The 15,074-nt window shown below is 35.5% G+C and carries 13 protein-coding genes; 7 read left to right on the forward strand and 6 right to left on the reverse strand.

Translation table 11 applies throughout. From position 1 onward, the window contains the following. Positions 1 to 60 precede the first annotated feature (60 nt). Together sucC and FKR84_RS11245 are read right to left on the reverse strand one after the other, a co-directional pair. Positions 61 to 1,257 carry an ADP-forming succinate--CoA ligase subunit beta gene (gene sucC / locus FKR84_RS11240; RefSeq protein WP_141422411.1) on the reverse strand — a complete coding sequence of 399 codons (1,197 nt, stop codon included), beginning with the start codon at positions 1,255 to 1,257 and terminating at the stop codon, positions 61 to 63. A gap of 151 nt (positions 1,258 to 1,408) precedes the next feature. After that, the gene (locus FKR84_RS11245) at positions 1,409 to 1,942 is read right to left on the reverse strand and encodes a DUF937 domain-containing protein (protein ID WP_141422412.1); all 534 of its coding nucleotides are present in this window, start codon (positions 1,940 to 1,942) and stop codon (positions 1,409 to 1,411) included. A gap of 113 nt (positions 1,943 to 2,055) precedes the next feature. Between FKR84_RS11245 and FKR84_RS11250 the strand changes: the two genes are divergently transcribed. The 3 genes from FKR84_RS11250 to yidC all read left to right on the forward strand — a co-directional run bounded on the left by FKR84_RS11250 (position 2,056) and on the right by yidC (position 6,062). Continuing rightward, positions 2,056 to 2,277, forward strand: a complete 222-nt coding sequence (locus FKR84_RS11250; protein WP_141422413.1) for a DUF3820 family protein — start codon at positions 2,056 to 2,058, stop codon at positions 2,275 to 2,277. 139 nt (positions 2,278 to 2,416) lie between these two features. Next, the gene (locus FKR84_RS11255) at positions 2,417 to 4,030 is read left to right on the forward strand and encodes a CTP synthase (protein ID WP_141422414.1); all 1,614 of its coding nucleotides are present in this window, start codon (positions 2,417 to 2,419) and stop codon (positions 4,028 to 4,030) included. Positions 4,031 to 4,184: 154 nt separating this feature from the next. Next, positions 4,185 to 6,062, forward strand: coding sequence for a membrane protein insertase YidC (gene yidC, locus FKR84_RS11260; RefSeq protein WP_141422415.1), 1,878 nt, complete (start codon positions 4,185 to 4,187; stop codon positions 6,060 to 6,062). A gap of 576 nt (positions 6,063 to 6,638) precedes the next feature. On the opposite strand, the gene FKR84_RS11265 is transcribed toward yidC, so the two are convergent. Both FKR84_RS11265 and FKR84_RS11270 read right to left on the reverse strand, forming a co-directional pair. After that, positions 6,639 to 8,048, reverse strand: a complete 1,410-nt coding sequence (locus FKR84_RS11265) for a fasciclin domain-containing protein (protein ID WP_141422416.1) — start codon at positions 8,046 to 8,048, stop codon at positions 6,639 to 6,641. 121 nt (positions 8,049 to 8,169) lie between these two features. Further along, positions 8,170 to 9,585 (reverse strand): fasciclin domain-containing protein, encoded by a 1,416-nt coding sequence (locus tag FKR84_RS11270; protein WP_141422417.1) that lies wholly within the window; start codon positions 9,583 to 9,585, stop codon positions 8,170 to 8,172. A 54-nt stretch (positions 9,586 to 9,639) separates the two neighbouring features. Between FKR84_RS11270 and FKR84_RS11275 the strand changes: the two genes are divergently transcribed. The 4 genes from FKR84_RS11275 to FKR84_RS11290 are packed head-to-tail and all read left to right on the forward strand — an operon-like array spanning position 9,640 to position 12,681. Beyond that, positions 9,640 to 10,314: a toxin-antitoxin system YwqK family antitoxin gene (locus FKR84_RS11275; protein WP_141422418.1), complete on the forward strand. Its 675-nt coding sequence runs from the start codon at positions 9,640 to 9,642 to the stop codon at positions 10,312 to 10,314. 37 nt (positions 10,315 to 10,351) lie between these two features. Beyond that, positions 10,352 to 11,545, forward strand: a complete 1,194-nt coding sequence (gene mnmA / locus FKR84_RS11280; RefSeq protein ID WP_141422419.1) for a tRNA 2-thiouridine(34) synthase MnmA — start codon at positions 10,352 to 10,354, stop codon at positions 11,543 to 11,545. Between the two features lie 34 nt (positions 11,546 to 11,579). Next, complete coding sequence (locus FKR84_RS11285; RefSeq protein WP_141422420.1) at positions 11,580 to 12,524, forward strand: NAD(P)H-dependent flavin oxidoreductase; 945 nt, start codon at positions 11,580 to 11,582, stop codon at positions 12,522 to 12,524. Between the two features lie 34 nt (positions 12,525 to 12,558). Next, positions 12,559 to 12,681, forward strand: a complete 123-nt coding sequence (locus FKR84_RS11290) for an NUMOD4 domain-containing protein (RefSeq protein ID WP_233357755.1) — start codon at positions 12,559 to 12,561, stop codon at positions 12,679 to 12,681. Positions 12,682 to 12,753: 72 nt separating this feature from the next. Here the strand turns inward: FKR84_RS11290 and FKR84_RS11295 are convergent, their stop codons facing one another. Together FKR84_RS11295 and FKR84_RS11300 are read right to left on the reverse strand one after the other, a co-directional pair. Further along, the gene (locus FKR84_RS11295) at positions 12,754 to 13,161 is read right to left on the reverse strand and encodes an OsmC family protein (RefSeq protein WP_141422441.1); all 408 of its coding nucleotides are present in this window, start codon (positions 13,159 to 13,161) and stop codon (positions 12,754 to 12,756) included. Between the two features lie 2 nt (positions 13,162 to 13,163). After that, on the reverse strand, positions 13,164 to 15,068 hold the full coding sequence (locus FKR84_RS11300) for a LysM peptidoglycan-binding domain-containing protein (RefSeq protein ID WP_141422421.1): 1,905 nt from the start codon (positions 15,066 to 15,068) through the stop codon (positions 13,164 to 13,166). Positions 15,069 to 15,074: the final 6 nt, after the last annotated feature.

The raw sequence follows: 15,074 nt of genomic DNA on the forward strand, positions 1-15,074 counted from the left end.
AAAAAAGCTGTCTTAGAAGTTATATCTAAGACAGCTTTTAAACTGTTATTTTATATTAATTTAGGAAAGTACTTTATGTACTTTATCTGCAGCTTCTTTAAATTGTACAGCACTTTCTACATTTAAACCGCTGGCACCATCTATAAGCTCTTTTGCTTTGTCTGCGTTGGTACCTTGTAAACGTACAATAATTGGTACGTTAATCTCGTCTCCCATATTTTTATAGGCATCTACAATACCTTGCGCAACACGGTCACAACGCACAATACCACCAAAAATATTTACTAAAATAGCTTCTACCTTTTCGTCTTTTAAAATTAATCTAAAGGCTTCTTCTACACGTTTGGCATCTGCGGTACCACCAACATCTAAAAAGTTTGCAGGTTCTCCACCGGCTTGTTTAATCAAATCCATCGTTGCCATTGCAAGTCCGGCGCCGTTTACCATACAACCAACATTACCATCTAAAGCTACATAGTTTAAACCGGCTTTTCTGGCTTCTACCTCAACTGGGTTTTCTTCGCGTTCGTCGCGCATTTCTGCGTAATCTTTATGACGGAACAAAGCGCTATCGTCTAAAGAAACTTTAGCGTCTACTGCCATAATTTTATCGTCGCTGGTTTTTAAAACCGGATTGATCTCAAATAAAGAAGAATCAGATTTGTCAAAAGCTTTATATAAAGATTGTACAAATTTTGTCATGTCTTTAAAAGCCGCTCCAGAAAGTCCTAAATTAAAAGCAATTTTTCTTGCTTGAAAAGGCATAAGGCCAACAGCTGGATCTATTTCTTCGGTAAAGATAAGATCAGGAGTTTCGTCTGCTACGGTTTCTATATCCATTCCACCTTCGGTAGAATACATAATCATATTTTTACCGGTTGAACGGTTTAATAAAACAGACATATAATATTCTTCAGGCTCGTTATCGCCGGGATAGTAAACATCTTCTGTTACCAAAACCTGATTTACTTTTTTTCCTTCTTTAGAAGTTTGCGGGGTAACTAGGTTCATTCCTATAATTTGGTTGGCAATATCTTCTACTTCTTGTAGGTTTTTGGCCAACTTAACCCCACCACCTTTACCGCGGCCGCCGGCGTGTACTTGCGCCTTGATAACGTGCCAACCGGTACCGGTTTCTTCGGTTAGTTTTTTTGCAGCTTCAACAGCTTCTTCTCCTGTTGTGGCAACTATTCCTCGCTGAATTCGTACGCCAAAGCTATTTAATATTTCCTTTCCTTGATATTCGTGTAAATCCATAATCAGGTTTTTCTTCTAGTTTTCAACAGCAAAAGTAAGAAATGTAATAGTTTGTAGCAATTTTATTTTTTTAGTATTTTGTTAATCTGTCAAAAAGATTTTAAACAGCTTTTAATTACCAAAAAAAACCGCCTGACTTTTATTTGTATATTTATTTACCTCCAAAAAATTTGCCGGCAATATCCCCGAGCATATTATCGTCTTGGTTTGTTCCCATAGCAGATTTTAGTAAACTCGAAACTCCACCTCCGTTCGCTTCTTTTTTCTGTTTTCCTAAGAATCCCATAACAACCGGTAAAGCCATTTTTATTATTTTTCCTATAGAAGAAGCGTCTACTCCAGTTGTGGTACTTATATTATTTTTTAGGCTGGCTTCTTCTTCGCCGCCCATAACGTGTTTTAAAATACCTGCACCTTTGCTCAATAAATCACTTTTATCTCCTTGTAAAAATCCGCCAAGGTTATTTAAAATAGAACCGTCATGCTCGTCAGATTCTAAAGCTTGGTTTAACTTTTTTTCTCCTTCGTCAGACTTTGCACTGTTTTTCAATGCCCCCAGAATTGCCGGTAATGCCATAGAAAGAACAGAGCCTGCTTTTTCTTTTGAAATTCCGGTTTCTTTGCTAGCGCCATTTATAAGTTGTTGTCCGGTTTCCGTTTTTAATAAATCTAAAATAGATGCCATAATTATTTTTTATAGTTTTACATTAAATTATTTGTAGAAAATTAAACTTACCAAAATAATTACAGATAACGCCAATAATTCTAGCCAATAATATCTTAAAACGATAAATTTTTATGAAAATAGAAGCTAAAAAAGAACATTTGATACAATTGGCTTATGCCAAAATGCACTTTGGCAAATATAAAGGCTGGTATCTTAGCGATATTCCTGAAGCTTATTTTGTTTGGTTTAAGCAAAAAGGTTTTCCCAACAAACAAATGGAAGCAGTTTATGAGTTAAAAGTTAACGGTTTGGAAGCTTTGCTAAAAAACATCCGTAAAGTACAGCCAAAATAACTTACTGTAAATACTATGCGCATTTCCTTCTAATTTAAGCAACTGCGTTTTATTTATTAAAAGCGCTTTTAAAAAGCATTCTATTTGTGTAAAATTTGTACTTTTGCATCCCGAATAGACATAAACAAAATTCGCTACAATGGCCAACACAAAGTACATTTTTGTAACTGGTGGTGTTTCTTCGTCTTTAGGGAAAGGAATTATCGCGGCATCGCTTGCCAAATTGCTACAAGCCAGAGGTTATAAGGTAACCATTCAAAAATTAGACCCGTACATTAATATAGATCCCGGAACGCTAAATCCTTACGAGCATGGCGAATGCTATGTAACGGAAGACGGCGCAGAAACAGATTTAGATTTAGGCCATTACGAGCGTTTTTTAAATGTAAACACCTCGCAAGCTAATAATGTTACCACCGGGCGCATTTACCAAAGTGTGATAGAGAAAGAAAGACGTGGCGAGTTTTTAGGAAAAACCGTTCAGGTAATTCCGCATATCACCAACGAAATTAAAGAGCGTATACAGCAATTGGGTAAAACCGGCGAATACGATATAATAATTACTGAAATTGGCGGAACCGTTGGCGATATTGAATCTTTACCTTACATAGAGGCTGTGCGACAACTTAAATGGGAATTGGGCGAGCAAAACTCTTTAGTAATTCATTTAACCCTGGTACCTTATCTTTCTGCCGCCAAAGAATTAAAAACCAAACCAACACAACACAGCGTAAAAACCTTGATGGAAAGCGGTATAAACGCAGATGTTTTGGTTTGCCGAACAGAACACGAGTTGGGAGAAGATTTGCGCGAAAAGTTAGCTTTGTTTACCAACGTAAAAAAAGAAGCGGTAATACAAAGCATAGATGCTTCTACCATTTATGATGTACCCAATTTGATGCTGGAAGAAGGTTTAGATACCATTACCTTAAAAAAATTAAATTTACCAGATGATACGCAGCCGGATTTAACCCAATGGAATCAATTTTTACAACGTCATAAAAATCCAAAAATAGAAGTTACCATAGGTTTAGTTGGTAAGTACATCGAGCTGCAAGACTCTTATAAATCTATTTTAGAAGCTTTTATTCACGCTGGAGCGGAAAATGAAGTAAAAGTAAATATTCAAAATATTCATTCAGAATTTATAGATGTAGATAAAAATTCTCATAACATAAGTAACCTAGACGGTATTTTGGTAGCTCCCGGTTTTGGTGAGCGCGGAATTGAAGGTAAGATTGAAGCGGTTAAATATGCACGCGAAAACAATTTGCCATTTCTGGGAATTTGCTTAGGCATGCAAATGGCAGTTATAGAGTTTGCCCGAAATGTATTAAACCTAAAAGATGCCAACTCTACAGAGATGGATATAAACACGCCATATCCTGTAATAGATATTATGGAAGATCAAAAAAACTTAACGCAAATGGGTGGCACAATGCGTTTAGGGGCTTGGGATTGCCAATTAGAAGAAAACTCTTTGATTTATAAAATATATGGTAAAAGCCAAATTAGCGAGCGTCATAGACATCGTTACGAATACAATAACCATTATAAAAAAGAATTAGAACAAGCCGGTATGGCAAGCACCGGGATAAATCCGCAAACGGGTTTGGTAGAAGTTGTAGAAATAAAAGATCACCCTTGGTTTGTGGGTGTGCAATACCATCCGGAATATAAAAGTACGGTTGCCAGTCCGCACCCTTTATTTATAGATTTTATAAAGGCAGCCAAAAAACACAAGCTAAAATAATATTTGTCTTGTCAATTTGACAGTTTTAGCCTATTTGGAGGTTTATTTGCCAATTAAAAAATATTAACTGCCAGCGCAGAGAATGTGAAAAAATTTTGAGACTTTTGCGCGGAATAAATTAAAAAGGAAAATACTTCCTTTTAGAAATGCTTTTATGGAAAACAAAAAATTTGATTTAAACTCCTTAATAGGTTTTGTATTAATTGGTGGTATTTTAATCTGGATGTTATATTCCAATCAAGATGCAACCCCAGAAACCCAAGACCAGCAAACTACAGAACAAGCAACAGATGCTTCGCAGAAAAATGTATCGAAAGAAGATTTAGAAGCTGCCCCAATTTCTAATCAAAAAAGTCCGGAAAACCTAACCCCAGACGATTCTTTGGCTTTAGAGCGTGCAAAGGCTAATTTGGGTGCATTTGGTTACTCTAGCACTTTAGCTTCCGCAAAGGGAAATGTAAGCGTTTTAGAAAACGACCTTTTAGAACTAAAAGTAAGTAATAAAGGAGGACAAATTGTAGAAGCAAAACTAAAACAACACCAAGATTACCAAGGCGAACCAATATACCTGGTAAAAAACAATAATGCTACTTTTAACCTAAATTTCACGACTGCAGATGGTCGCACGTTAAATACCAAAGACCTTTATTTTGCGCCAAGCTTAAAACAAAACAACGGGGTAAGTACGCTTTCTATGAAACTTAAGGTTTCGGAAAACGAATACTTAGAATACCTCTATGAAATTAAACCGGAAGATTATATGGTAGATTTTACCATACGCTCGCAAGGTTTAAACAAGGTTTTACAAGATGATGTTAAGTTAGATTGGCAATTAAAAGGTTACCGTCACGCCAAAAGTATTTCGTACGAAAATAAATACACCGAAATTAATTGGCAGTACGAAGGCGATAAAGACGATTATACTGGACAAGGTGACCGCGCAGAAGAAGAAGACAAAGATATTTCCTGGGTTGCTTACCGCCAACACTTTTTTACTTCTATTTTGCTAAACGACAGTCCGTTTGAGCGTGGTAAATTTGTTTCTGAAAATTTGGTACAAGATGAAGATGTAGACACTTTATACACTAAGAATTTTGCCAGTACGCTTCCTTTAAAATTAAAAGGGGGTGAACTTAACGAGAATTTAAAATGGTATTACGGTCCAACAGATTATAAAATTTTAAGCAATTATCCGTATAATTTAGACGAAATTGTGCCATTGGGATGGGGAATTTTTGGCTGGATAAACAAATATTTTATCATTCCGTTTTTCAACTTGTTATCTGGTTTCTTGCCAGCAGGAATCGCAATTATTTTCTTAACTATTGCCATAAAGTTGTTACTCTCTCCGGTACAATACAAACAATATGTATCGCAGGCTAAAATGAAAGTTTTACGCCCGGAAATAAACGAGCTTAACGAGAAGTACAAAGACAATGCAATGAAGAAGCAGCAAGAAACGATGAAGCTGTATTCTAAAGCCGGCGCCAGCCCTATGAGCGGTTGTATTCCTGCTTTGTTGCAAATTCCTGTGTTTTATGCTTTGTTCAATTTCTTTCCTAGCGTTTTTGAATTGCGCGGAAAAAGCTTTTTATGGGCAGAAGATTTGTCTAGTTATGATGTAATTGCAGAGTTGCCGTTTACCATACCTTTTTATGGAGACCACGTGAGCCTGTTTCCTATCTTAGCCTCTATTGCCATCTTTATTTATATGATGATGACAACCGGCCAGAGTATGCAGCAAGTGCAACAGCCTGGAATGCCAAATATGAAGTTTATTATGTATCTGTCGCCATTGTTTATGCTTGTTTTCTTTAATAATTTTGCCAGTGGTTTATCTTTATATTATCTTACTTCTAACTTGATTACTATTGGTATTATGTTGGCGATAAAGAATTTTATTATTGATGAAGATAAAATTCACGCAAAAATTCAAGCCAATAAAAAGAAGCCTAAGAAGAAGAAAGGTAAGTTTGCAAGAAAATTCCAGGAAATGATGGAAGAAGCAGAAAAACAACAAAAAAAGAAATAAGTCTTACACCAAGAAGCAAATGTTTAGAAACCTGTCTTTACCGACAGGTTTTTTTATGGTATATTGGAGCTTTCTTTTTTATAGTTACCAAGAGCAAGTCTTTTGCTGCGTTTTAGAGCGAAATTTAAAAGCAGAAAACCAACTAAGTAATGTTTTATGCTAGACTTTATGGAAAGTAAACCTCCTAGTAGAATTGCAATAATTAATTTGACATAGGCCAATGTTTTCTTTAATCTTTAGTAATTTATAAAGATAAAAATGTATTGCAAGTTAAATCGTTTTGTTAATAATGCAACGACCGTCAACTTTTAAATCCGTAAAGGGAAAATTTAAAACAGTTAACTACACTTTGTTTTGTTCTCTTCTAAAGTCGGTTCAGATAAATTCCGTAAAGGAAAAATACTGCTTTTTTTTAACATAGCAATTTCGATCATTCCAGATAAAAATATCCTTCCGAAAAGTTAAAAACGCATTCTTGTTGCAGTTAATTATTATATAAAACAATTTCAAGAACTAAAAACTCCGACCTTATAAGAAGATCGGAGTTGTTAAATCAACTAAAGTATTTTAGTTTACTTATTCCGGTAAAAGAACTTTATCTATGGCGTGTACAACACCGTTTGCAGCCTGTACATCTGTTACGATAATTGTGCTTGTTCTTCCGTTTGCATCTGTAATTGTACCGGCATCTGCATCAATACTAACTGCTCCGCCCAAAGTAGTAAGTGGACCGTTAGAAAGATCTTCTGCAGTGATATTATTTTCTGCCATTACGTGCATGTTTAAAGTAGCTGCTAATGTAGCAGCATCAATGGCGTTTAAATCATTTACTTCTAACTCTGCCAATAAATCTGCAAAAGCATCGTTAGTTGGCGCAAATACTGTAAATGGTGCAGGAGAAGGACCGTTAGGGGTAGATAAGGTTTCTATAAAAGTATAGTCTTCTTCTCTGGTCAACGCAGTTTCTAATACTTCAAAAGTAGGATCTGCCGTAGCAAATGTAGTTACTTTGGGTAAATCTACAACAGCACTTACTTTATGCATCACACCATTAATAGCCATAATATCTGCCAGTTCTACAGTTGCGTTACCGTTAAGCATTACGCCGTTATCTGTATTAAGGTATAAACTTAATTTATTAGATGTATCTGCAAAAGTAGCTTCTGTTTTTACATAACCATTCTCAATATCTGTAGCCATTACAGCAGCATTAAGCAAGAGATGATTTCGTAATAAATTGTCTAAAGCAGCACCACTAACATCTCCTAAACCTATACCAGCTTCCGTTAAAAAGCTTTCAAAAGCGGCATTGGTTGGAGCAAATACAGTTAAATCTGTAGCTGTGTTTGCCGCAACGCCAACAAAGTCTGTAGTATTGTTCTCGTCTGTTAATGCAGTTAATAAAGTAGACAAATTAGAATCGTTTGCAGCAAATGTTGCCAAAGTTGGTAAAGGTATTACTTTATCTACTGCGTGAATTATACCATTATCGGTTTCTATATCTGCTGTGGTTACGGTAGAAAAACCGTTTAGCATAACGCCGTTGTCGGTATCTACTAAAAGGCTCAAATTAGCATCGGTTCCTTCTTTAGTTGCCAATGTACTTACGTAGCCAGAAGTTAAACTGCCAGAGTTTAATTCTGAACCTAAAACGTGGTTTAATAAGTAACGTTTTAGCGTTTCGGTTGGGATAGCATTCAAATTCTCAAAGCCGTTTTCTAACAAAAAGGCCGAAAAAGCATCGTTGTTAGGAGCAAAAACAGTAAAAGTACCGTTTTGATCTAAAGTTTCGTCCAAACCGGTAATTTCTAAAGCTAGGTCTAACGTAGAATAATCTGCGTTATCTTCTACAAAATCTTCAATGGAATTTCCTACCGGAGGTTGTGTTGGTGCAACAGTGTCATCGTCATCACTACAGGCAACTAAAAACCCAGTAGCTAAAAACAACACCGAAATGTTTCGTGTTAGTTTTGAAATAAATCTCATGTTCATCTTGTTTTTGTTTAAGATACAAATATAAAAGATGAACAAAATTTCTAGCTTGAACAAAAGTTAATCTTACTATAATTACTGTGAAATTTTTGCCATATTACAATTTTACAAGTCATTACGGTAGCAAAACCTTCAGCAATTTTTGTAAAACACCATTAGTTGCTTGTACATCTATCGTTTCAATTTCTGCCGTTCTTTCTACCGGATCTACCAAAGTTTCTTGGTTTGCATCTAAAATTACTTGCCCAGATAAACTGCTTAAAGTTTGATCTGTAAAAGTTGAAGACTGTAAATTACTTTCCGGAATTATGTGCAATTTTAAGATATTGGTTAAAGAATCTCCCGGAATATCTTCTATAGTAGCCGTTTGCTCTGGATACAATTCTGCCAACACTTCTTCAAAAGCATTATCTGTAGGTGCAAAAAGTGTAAATGGCGCTTGGCTGGAAGCCAAATTGTTTTGTGCAAGCAAAGCAAAGAAAGCTTCTGGACTCTGGTCGTCTCTGTTTATAGCTTCGGTTAAGGTTTGCAATTGCATATCTGCTTTTAAAAAAGTAGTTAAGCTTGGCAATTTTAAAACAGCATCGGTCACATGCATTACTCCGTTTAAAGCCACAATGTCATTTACAACCACATTGCTTTGGCCATTTATTTTTAAACCTATTTCTGTATTGATATATCGACTAATTGGATAAGAATTTCCCGTAAAATTTTCCGTTACAACGGAAGCAAAATAACCAGTTCTAAAATCTGTAGAGAGTTGAAATTCATCCAATAAATGATAAGCATAAATTGCTTCTAAACTCTCTGAACTAGTAGGTGCATTTTGATTAAAAGCTTCCACAGCAGTGGCATTAGGTACAAAAACTGTTTTTAAACTGGTAGAATCTTGCAAACTATTTAAAAAAGTAGGTTCTATTTCTGAACTGCTTATGTTTTGGTAAAAAGCATTTAAGTTATTATCTACTTCTAAAAAAGTTGCTAAAAAAGCCGGTTTAATAAGTTGGTTTACTTCGTGAAAAATACCATTATCTGTTTCTACATCTGCAAAAATAATTTCACTCGCACCATTAATTCGCAAATTTTCCTGAGTATTTATATAAACATTTAAATTTGAAGTAGTACTATCTGTTACAGCAATACTGGCCATTGTTTTATAATACCCCGTATTAAATGAAGCCGCCGGATTTAGTGTTTCTAAAATGTGATTTTTTACTAATTTTTCTAATTGAGCGTTTGGCAATTGCCCTAAAGAATCTAAATTGACAGTTTGTAAAAAAGCTTCTACGGCTTGATTGTTGGGCGCAAAAAAAGTATAAGTCCCGGAGTTTCCGTCTAAAGTATTGGTAAGTCCTACCTTATCGACCGCTTTTGAAAAACGAGCAAAACGCGGATTTTTATCCATATAATTTACAATAGAATTGGTGCCCTCTATTATATTATCATTATCATCGTCGTTTGCGCAGCCAATAAAGAATAAAACTGGCAAACTAATTGTTAGTATCTTTGCAAATCTTGAAATAAAATTCATTCTTAAAAGTTTTAATGCTAAAGTAAACTATATTTTAAAGATACAAAACAACCTATGTATAATATAAAAACTCTTGCAATATTCTTTGTTGCGATAAGCTTTCCTCTCATTATAAATGCGCAAATTAATGCACACGATGCGCAAAACCGTAGACACGGCAAATGGCAGAAAAATTATGAAAATACCGGTAAGATTAGGTATAAAGGGCAGTTTGAGCACGGTAAAGAAGTTGGCACCTTTAAGTTTTACGATAAAAGCAGCGATAAACATCCGCTGGCAACCAAAACCTATTTACCAAAGTCAGATAGTATTTCCGTAAAGTTTTATACGCCAAAAGGCAAATTGGTAAGTGAGGGCAAAATGATTGGCAGAAAAAAAGAGGGAAAATGGCGCTACTACCATAAGAATAATCAGCAGCTTATGATGCTAGAAAATTATGAAAATGATTTGTTAGCCGGTTGGAAAGAAATTTATTTCCCTAATGGCAAAGTGGCAGAAAAGCAACATTTCTCAAAAGGTAAAGCCGACGGTAAAAATTTTGTTTACGGAAAAAACGGGCAGCTTATTCAGGAGTACACCTATAAAAATGGCAAATTTCACGGACCGGTAAAAATCTACGATGCAAACGGCAATTTAAAAACCGAAGGCAATTATAAAAACGGTTTAAAAACCGGCACCTGGAAATATTATAAAAATGGTAATATAGAAGAGACGGAGCAACATCCGTAAAGCAGATTTTATTGTTTAATTTTGCAAAAAAAACAGCGTGAAGAAAAAAAGAGTAGTAGTTGGTCTAAGTGGTGGCGTAGATTCTAGCGTAACAGCCTATTTGCTAAAAAAACAAGGCTTTGAAGTAATAGGTTTGTTTATGAAAAACTGGCACGACGATAGCGTAACCATTAGCGACGAATGCCCGTGGTTAGACGATAGTAACGACGCTATGTTGGTGGCAGATAAACTGAATATTCCTTTTCAAACGGTAGATTTGAGCGAAGAATATAAAGAACGTATCGTAGATTATATGTTTAACGAATACGAAAAAGGCCGTACCCCAAACCCCGATGTACTTTGCAATCGTGAAATAAAATTTGATGTTTTTATGAAAATCGCCCTTTCGTTAGGAGCAGATTATGTTGCTACCGGGCATTATTGCAGAAAAGCCGAAACAACTATTAATAATAAAACAGTTTACAGGCTTTTGGCCGGAAAAGATAAAAATAAAGATCAGTCTTATTTTCTTTGTCAGCTTTCGCAAGCGCAGTTAGCAAAAACCTTGTTTCCTATAGGAGAATTGCAAAAAAGTGAAGTGCGCGAAATTGCCACCCAACAAAACTTGGTTACGGCAGATAAAAAAGACTCGCAAGGACTTTGCTTTATTGGTAAAGTACGTTTGCCAGATTTTCTACAACAAAAATTAAAACCCAAAACCGGCGATATTATAGAAATTCCGCAAAGTGAAATTTTGATAGATAAAGTTGCGCAAATAAACGGTGATAAGGTTTCGTTTTTAAAAGCAGCCAGTAAAAAACATACCTATTCTCCGCAACTGGGTAAAAAAGTAGGTGAACACCACGGTGCACATTTCTTTACCAAAGGACAACGTAAAGGTCTTGCCGTTGGCGGAACGCCGGAACCGCTTTTTGTTTTGGAAACCGATGTAGATAAAAATATAATTTATGCCGGACAAGGTAAAAACCATCCCGGTTTATTGCGCCAAGGACTCAAAGTAAACAACGACGAAGTACATTGGGTGCGCGAAGACTTGACTTTAGAGCCTGGTCAAGAACTTGCCATACAAGCAAGAATACGTTACCGCCAACCTTTGGAAGATGCAAAACTACACCAAACTGAAAAAGCGCTTTACGTAATTTTTGAAAACAAACAAACCGCCATTACAGAAGGACAATTTGTAGCTTGGTACGATGGCGAAGAATTATTGGGATCGGGAGTAATTTCGTAAATTTGATAAAGTACTTAAATTTTAATTTTTGTTCATGACAAACAACAGAATTACACAGCTATTTAACATAGAATATCCACTTATTCAAGCAGGAATGATTTGGGCCAGCGGATGGAAACTGGCTAGCACCGTTAGTAACGCAGGCGGTTTAGGCATAATTGGTGCCGGCTCTATGTATCCAGATATTTTGCGCGAGCATATACAAAAATGTAAAAAAGCTACCAGCAAACCATTTGGAGTAAACGTGCCAATGCTCTACCCTGACCTAGAAAAAATAATGGAAATTATTATAGAAGAAGGCGTAGAAATTGTTTTCACTTCTGCCGGAAATCCTAAAACCTGGACGCCAATTTTAAAAGAAAACAATATAAAAGTTGTGCACGTAGTAAGCAGTGTAAAATTTGCTTTAAAAGCAGAAGCTGCGGGTGTAGATGCGGTCGTAGCCGAAGGTTTTGAGGCTGGCGGGCATAACGGGAGAGAAGAAACTACCACTTTTACACTTATACCAATGGTAAAAGAACAACTAGAAATTCCGCTTATTGCTGCAGGAGGCGTAGCCACCGGTCGCGGAATGTTGGCTGCAATGGTTTTAGGTGCAGATGCCGTGCAAATTGGCAGTAGGTTTGTTGCGAGTAACGAAGCTTCTTCGCACCAAAACTTTAAAGAAATGGTGGTAGACTCCAAAGAAGGAGACACGCAATTAACCTTAAAAGAATTAGCGCCGGTTCGTATGCTAAAAAATAAATTCTTTCAAGATGTGATGGAGTTGTATACCAAGCAACCAACCAAAGAAGATTTGACCACACTACTAGGTCGCGCCCGAGCCAAAAAAGGAATGTTTGAAGGAGATTTGGAAGAAGGCGAACTAGAAATAGGTCAGATTAGCGGACTTATAAACGAAATTAAACCAGCTGCCGAAATCGTAAAAGAAATTGTGGCAGAATTTGAAGCGGTAAAAAAAGAAGTTTCTACTCTTTAAAAGAGCAGTTGCGTACAATTTTAAAAATAGGAAAATGATACGAAGGTATTATAATGAAGAATGGAAAGAGATTGAATTTGACGACAAGATTTCGGAAAAAGAAAAATTTAAAATATCCAATTTCGGTAGAATAATAAACTGGATAGAGAATTTCTAGTTAAAAAATACTTTACAAACGCTTATCAAATATTACCACTCAAAAAAAATATAATTCTCTCTTTACAGAAAACTATTTAGCGGGATAAATAAATTCAATATCCTTTTGCATATCGGGATGTAAGCTTTGCAGAACCGGACAAGTTTTTGCGGTTTTTTCTAAGATTTGGGTGGTTTTGTCGTCAAAAACTTTCGGGAAATGAATTTTCACTTCTACTTTAGAAATTCTTCTGGGGTTAGAAGCCATGGTTTTAGTTACTTCTGCATAGGTGTTTTTAAGCTCTACCTGTAATTGTTCGGCTTTAATTCCCATAACGGTAAGCATGCAATTTGCTAAAGCCGTTGCAACCGTATCTGTAGGAGAAAAAGCTTCTCCTTTGCCATGATTATCTGTCGGTGCATCTGTAAAATACTTGGTGTTACTCTTAATATGCAAGTTTTCTACACGTAGATTTCCTACGTAAGTTGCTTTTGCTGTAATCATTAATTTAGCACTTTTAATTCTAAATCTTTATCGTATTGCATCAGGTAAACTGCATCGTTATAATAACCGCCAATAATCTTTTTATGGTAGCTAAATTTGTTTTCTACATACTCTGTAATGCCTTTTTTCTCTAAGCTTTTATAAATATCGTCTTCTACTGCCAAACGTAATAAAATATCGTAGGTTATATCAAAACCTCTTACAGCATATTTACTTGGCGAAATTCCGTAATTTTCTACATACCTACTCACAAAACTATCTGCATCTACCACGTTGTATTCTTTAGCAATAGAAGCATAGGTAAACTTTAGGTTGCTTAAATACTCGCTAGAAATCTCGTTTTGATACGGGTCGCTTTTATTAGAAGTAAACAAACGTATATTATAGGTACGTGAAAGCGCATTTAAGTAAGAAGTTGCGTTGCTTATTAAGGCAAAATCGTCTGCTTCTATAATAATCCAATTTTCTGCATCTTCGCTTAATAACTTTGTTAAATCGCCGCGCTGCAAATAATCTTCTTTTGCTTGTTGCACTACTTTGGCTTGCGGAAAAGTATACGATAATTTACTCTTTAAATAGCTATGTTTAGCATCTGTAAGAATAATAATATTTTTTCCTTGTTTTAGGCTATCTATATAAGTTATCAAGGTTTTTTCCATTATAATGGAAGAAGGCCTGGACTGAAATAAGTTTTCTTTTCCGCTTAATTCACCATCGGTAAGCGGCGAAAATACCGGAACTTCCGCTTCAGCTAATTTCTGCGAGACAAACTCTAAATTATTTGAAAGTAAAGGACCTATAACCGCTTGAAATTTACTGAAGTTTTTAGTTTGTAATAAATCTGCAACAGCTTTTTTACTTTGACGGGTATCAAAAACTTCCGCTTTAACGGGAATACCCATACTCTTTACGGAATCTATAGCTGCCAAAACGCCACTATAAAAATCAAGTGAAATTCTTAAAACCTTGTCATTTTTTAGCTGCTCTTGTTTATTGATAGAGTCTCTTGCAAACTTATCTAAATTAAAAGGCAACATAATTGCAATATTCTTGGTATTGCGATGCGTAATGTACTTTTCTAATTTAATTTTTTCACGTTCATCCGCTGCGCTTAAATCGTTATCATCTGCCTCTGGATTAGGAATTTGTAGTACCATTCCGGCTTCTAAACCTTCTCGTTTTAAGACCGGATTTAGATATTCTAACTCTTCTTTGGTGATATTAAATCTTCTGGTAAGGCTATAAAAAGTTTCTTTAGGTTGTACTTCGTATTCTATAAAATCGTCTTCTTTTTCTTTAGCTTTCTCTGCTTTAGGATTGGTCACATTTAAAATTTGCCCGGGTTGTAAAGTACCAACCATTGGGTTCAATTCTTCTAACTTTTCTACCGTGATACCATATTTTTTACTAATTCTGTATTTGGTTTCTTTGGGTAGAACAATGTGTTTAAGGTTTTTAAACGTAGAATTTTGTACAGAGCTATTATAATCTACTTGATTCCTTTTACTAAAAATCGGGATACGAATTATATCGTTCTCACCCAATTCTTCTTTGTACAAATAAGTATTATATTTTTTTAAATCTTCTACAGAAATATCGTGTTCGCGCGCCAAACTGTATAAGGTTTCTTTCTTTTCTACTTTATATTCTTTAAAGCGTACAAGTCCGGAACTGGCTTCGCCGTCTGGGGTTTCCCCAAATGGAATTACCAATAAAGCAGAACCCAGGTTCGCATTTTTAGCATCGGGATTCATTTTTTTTAAAGCTTGTAGCGATACATCGTAATCATTTGCTATGCTTTGTAAAGTTTCTCCCTCTTGAGCACGATGTATTTTATAGTTTTGTGCTGCCATAAGATTAGACATAAAGCAACTAACAAAAACTACTAAAAGTATCTTTTTCATAATAAT

It is taken from the genome of Haloflavibacter putidus (assembly GCF_006546625.1).
In the GTDB taxonomy this organism is placed as follows: Bacteria; Bacteroidota; Bacteroidia; order Flavobacteriales; family Flavobacteriaceae; genus Mesonia; species Mesonia putida.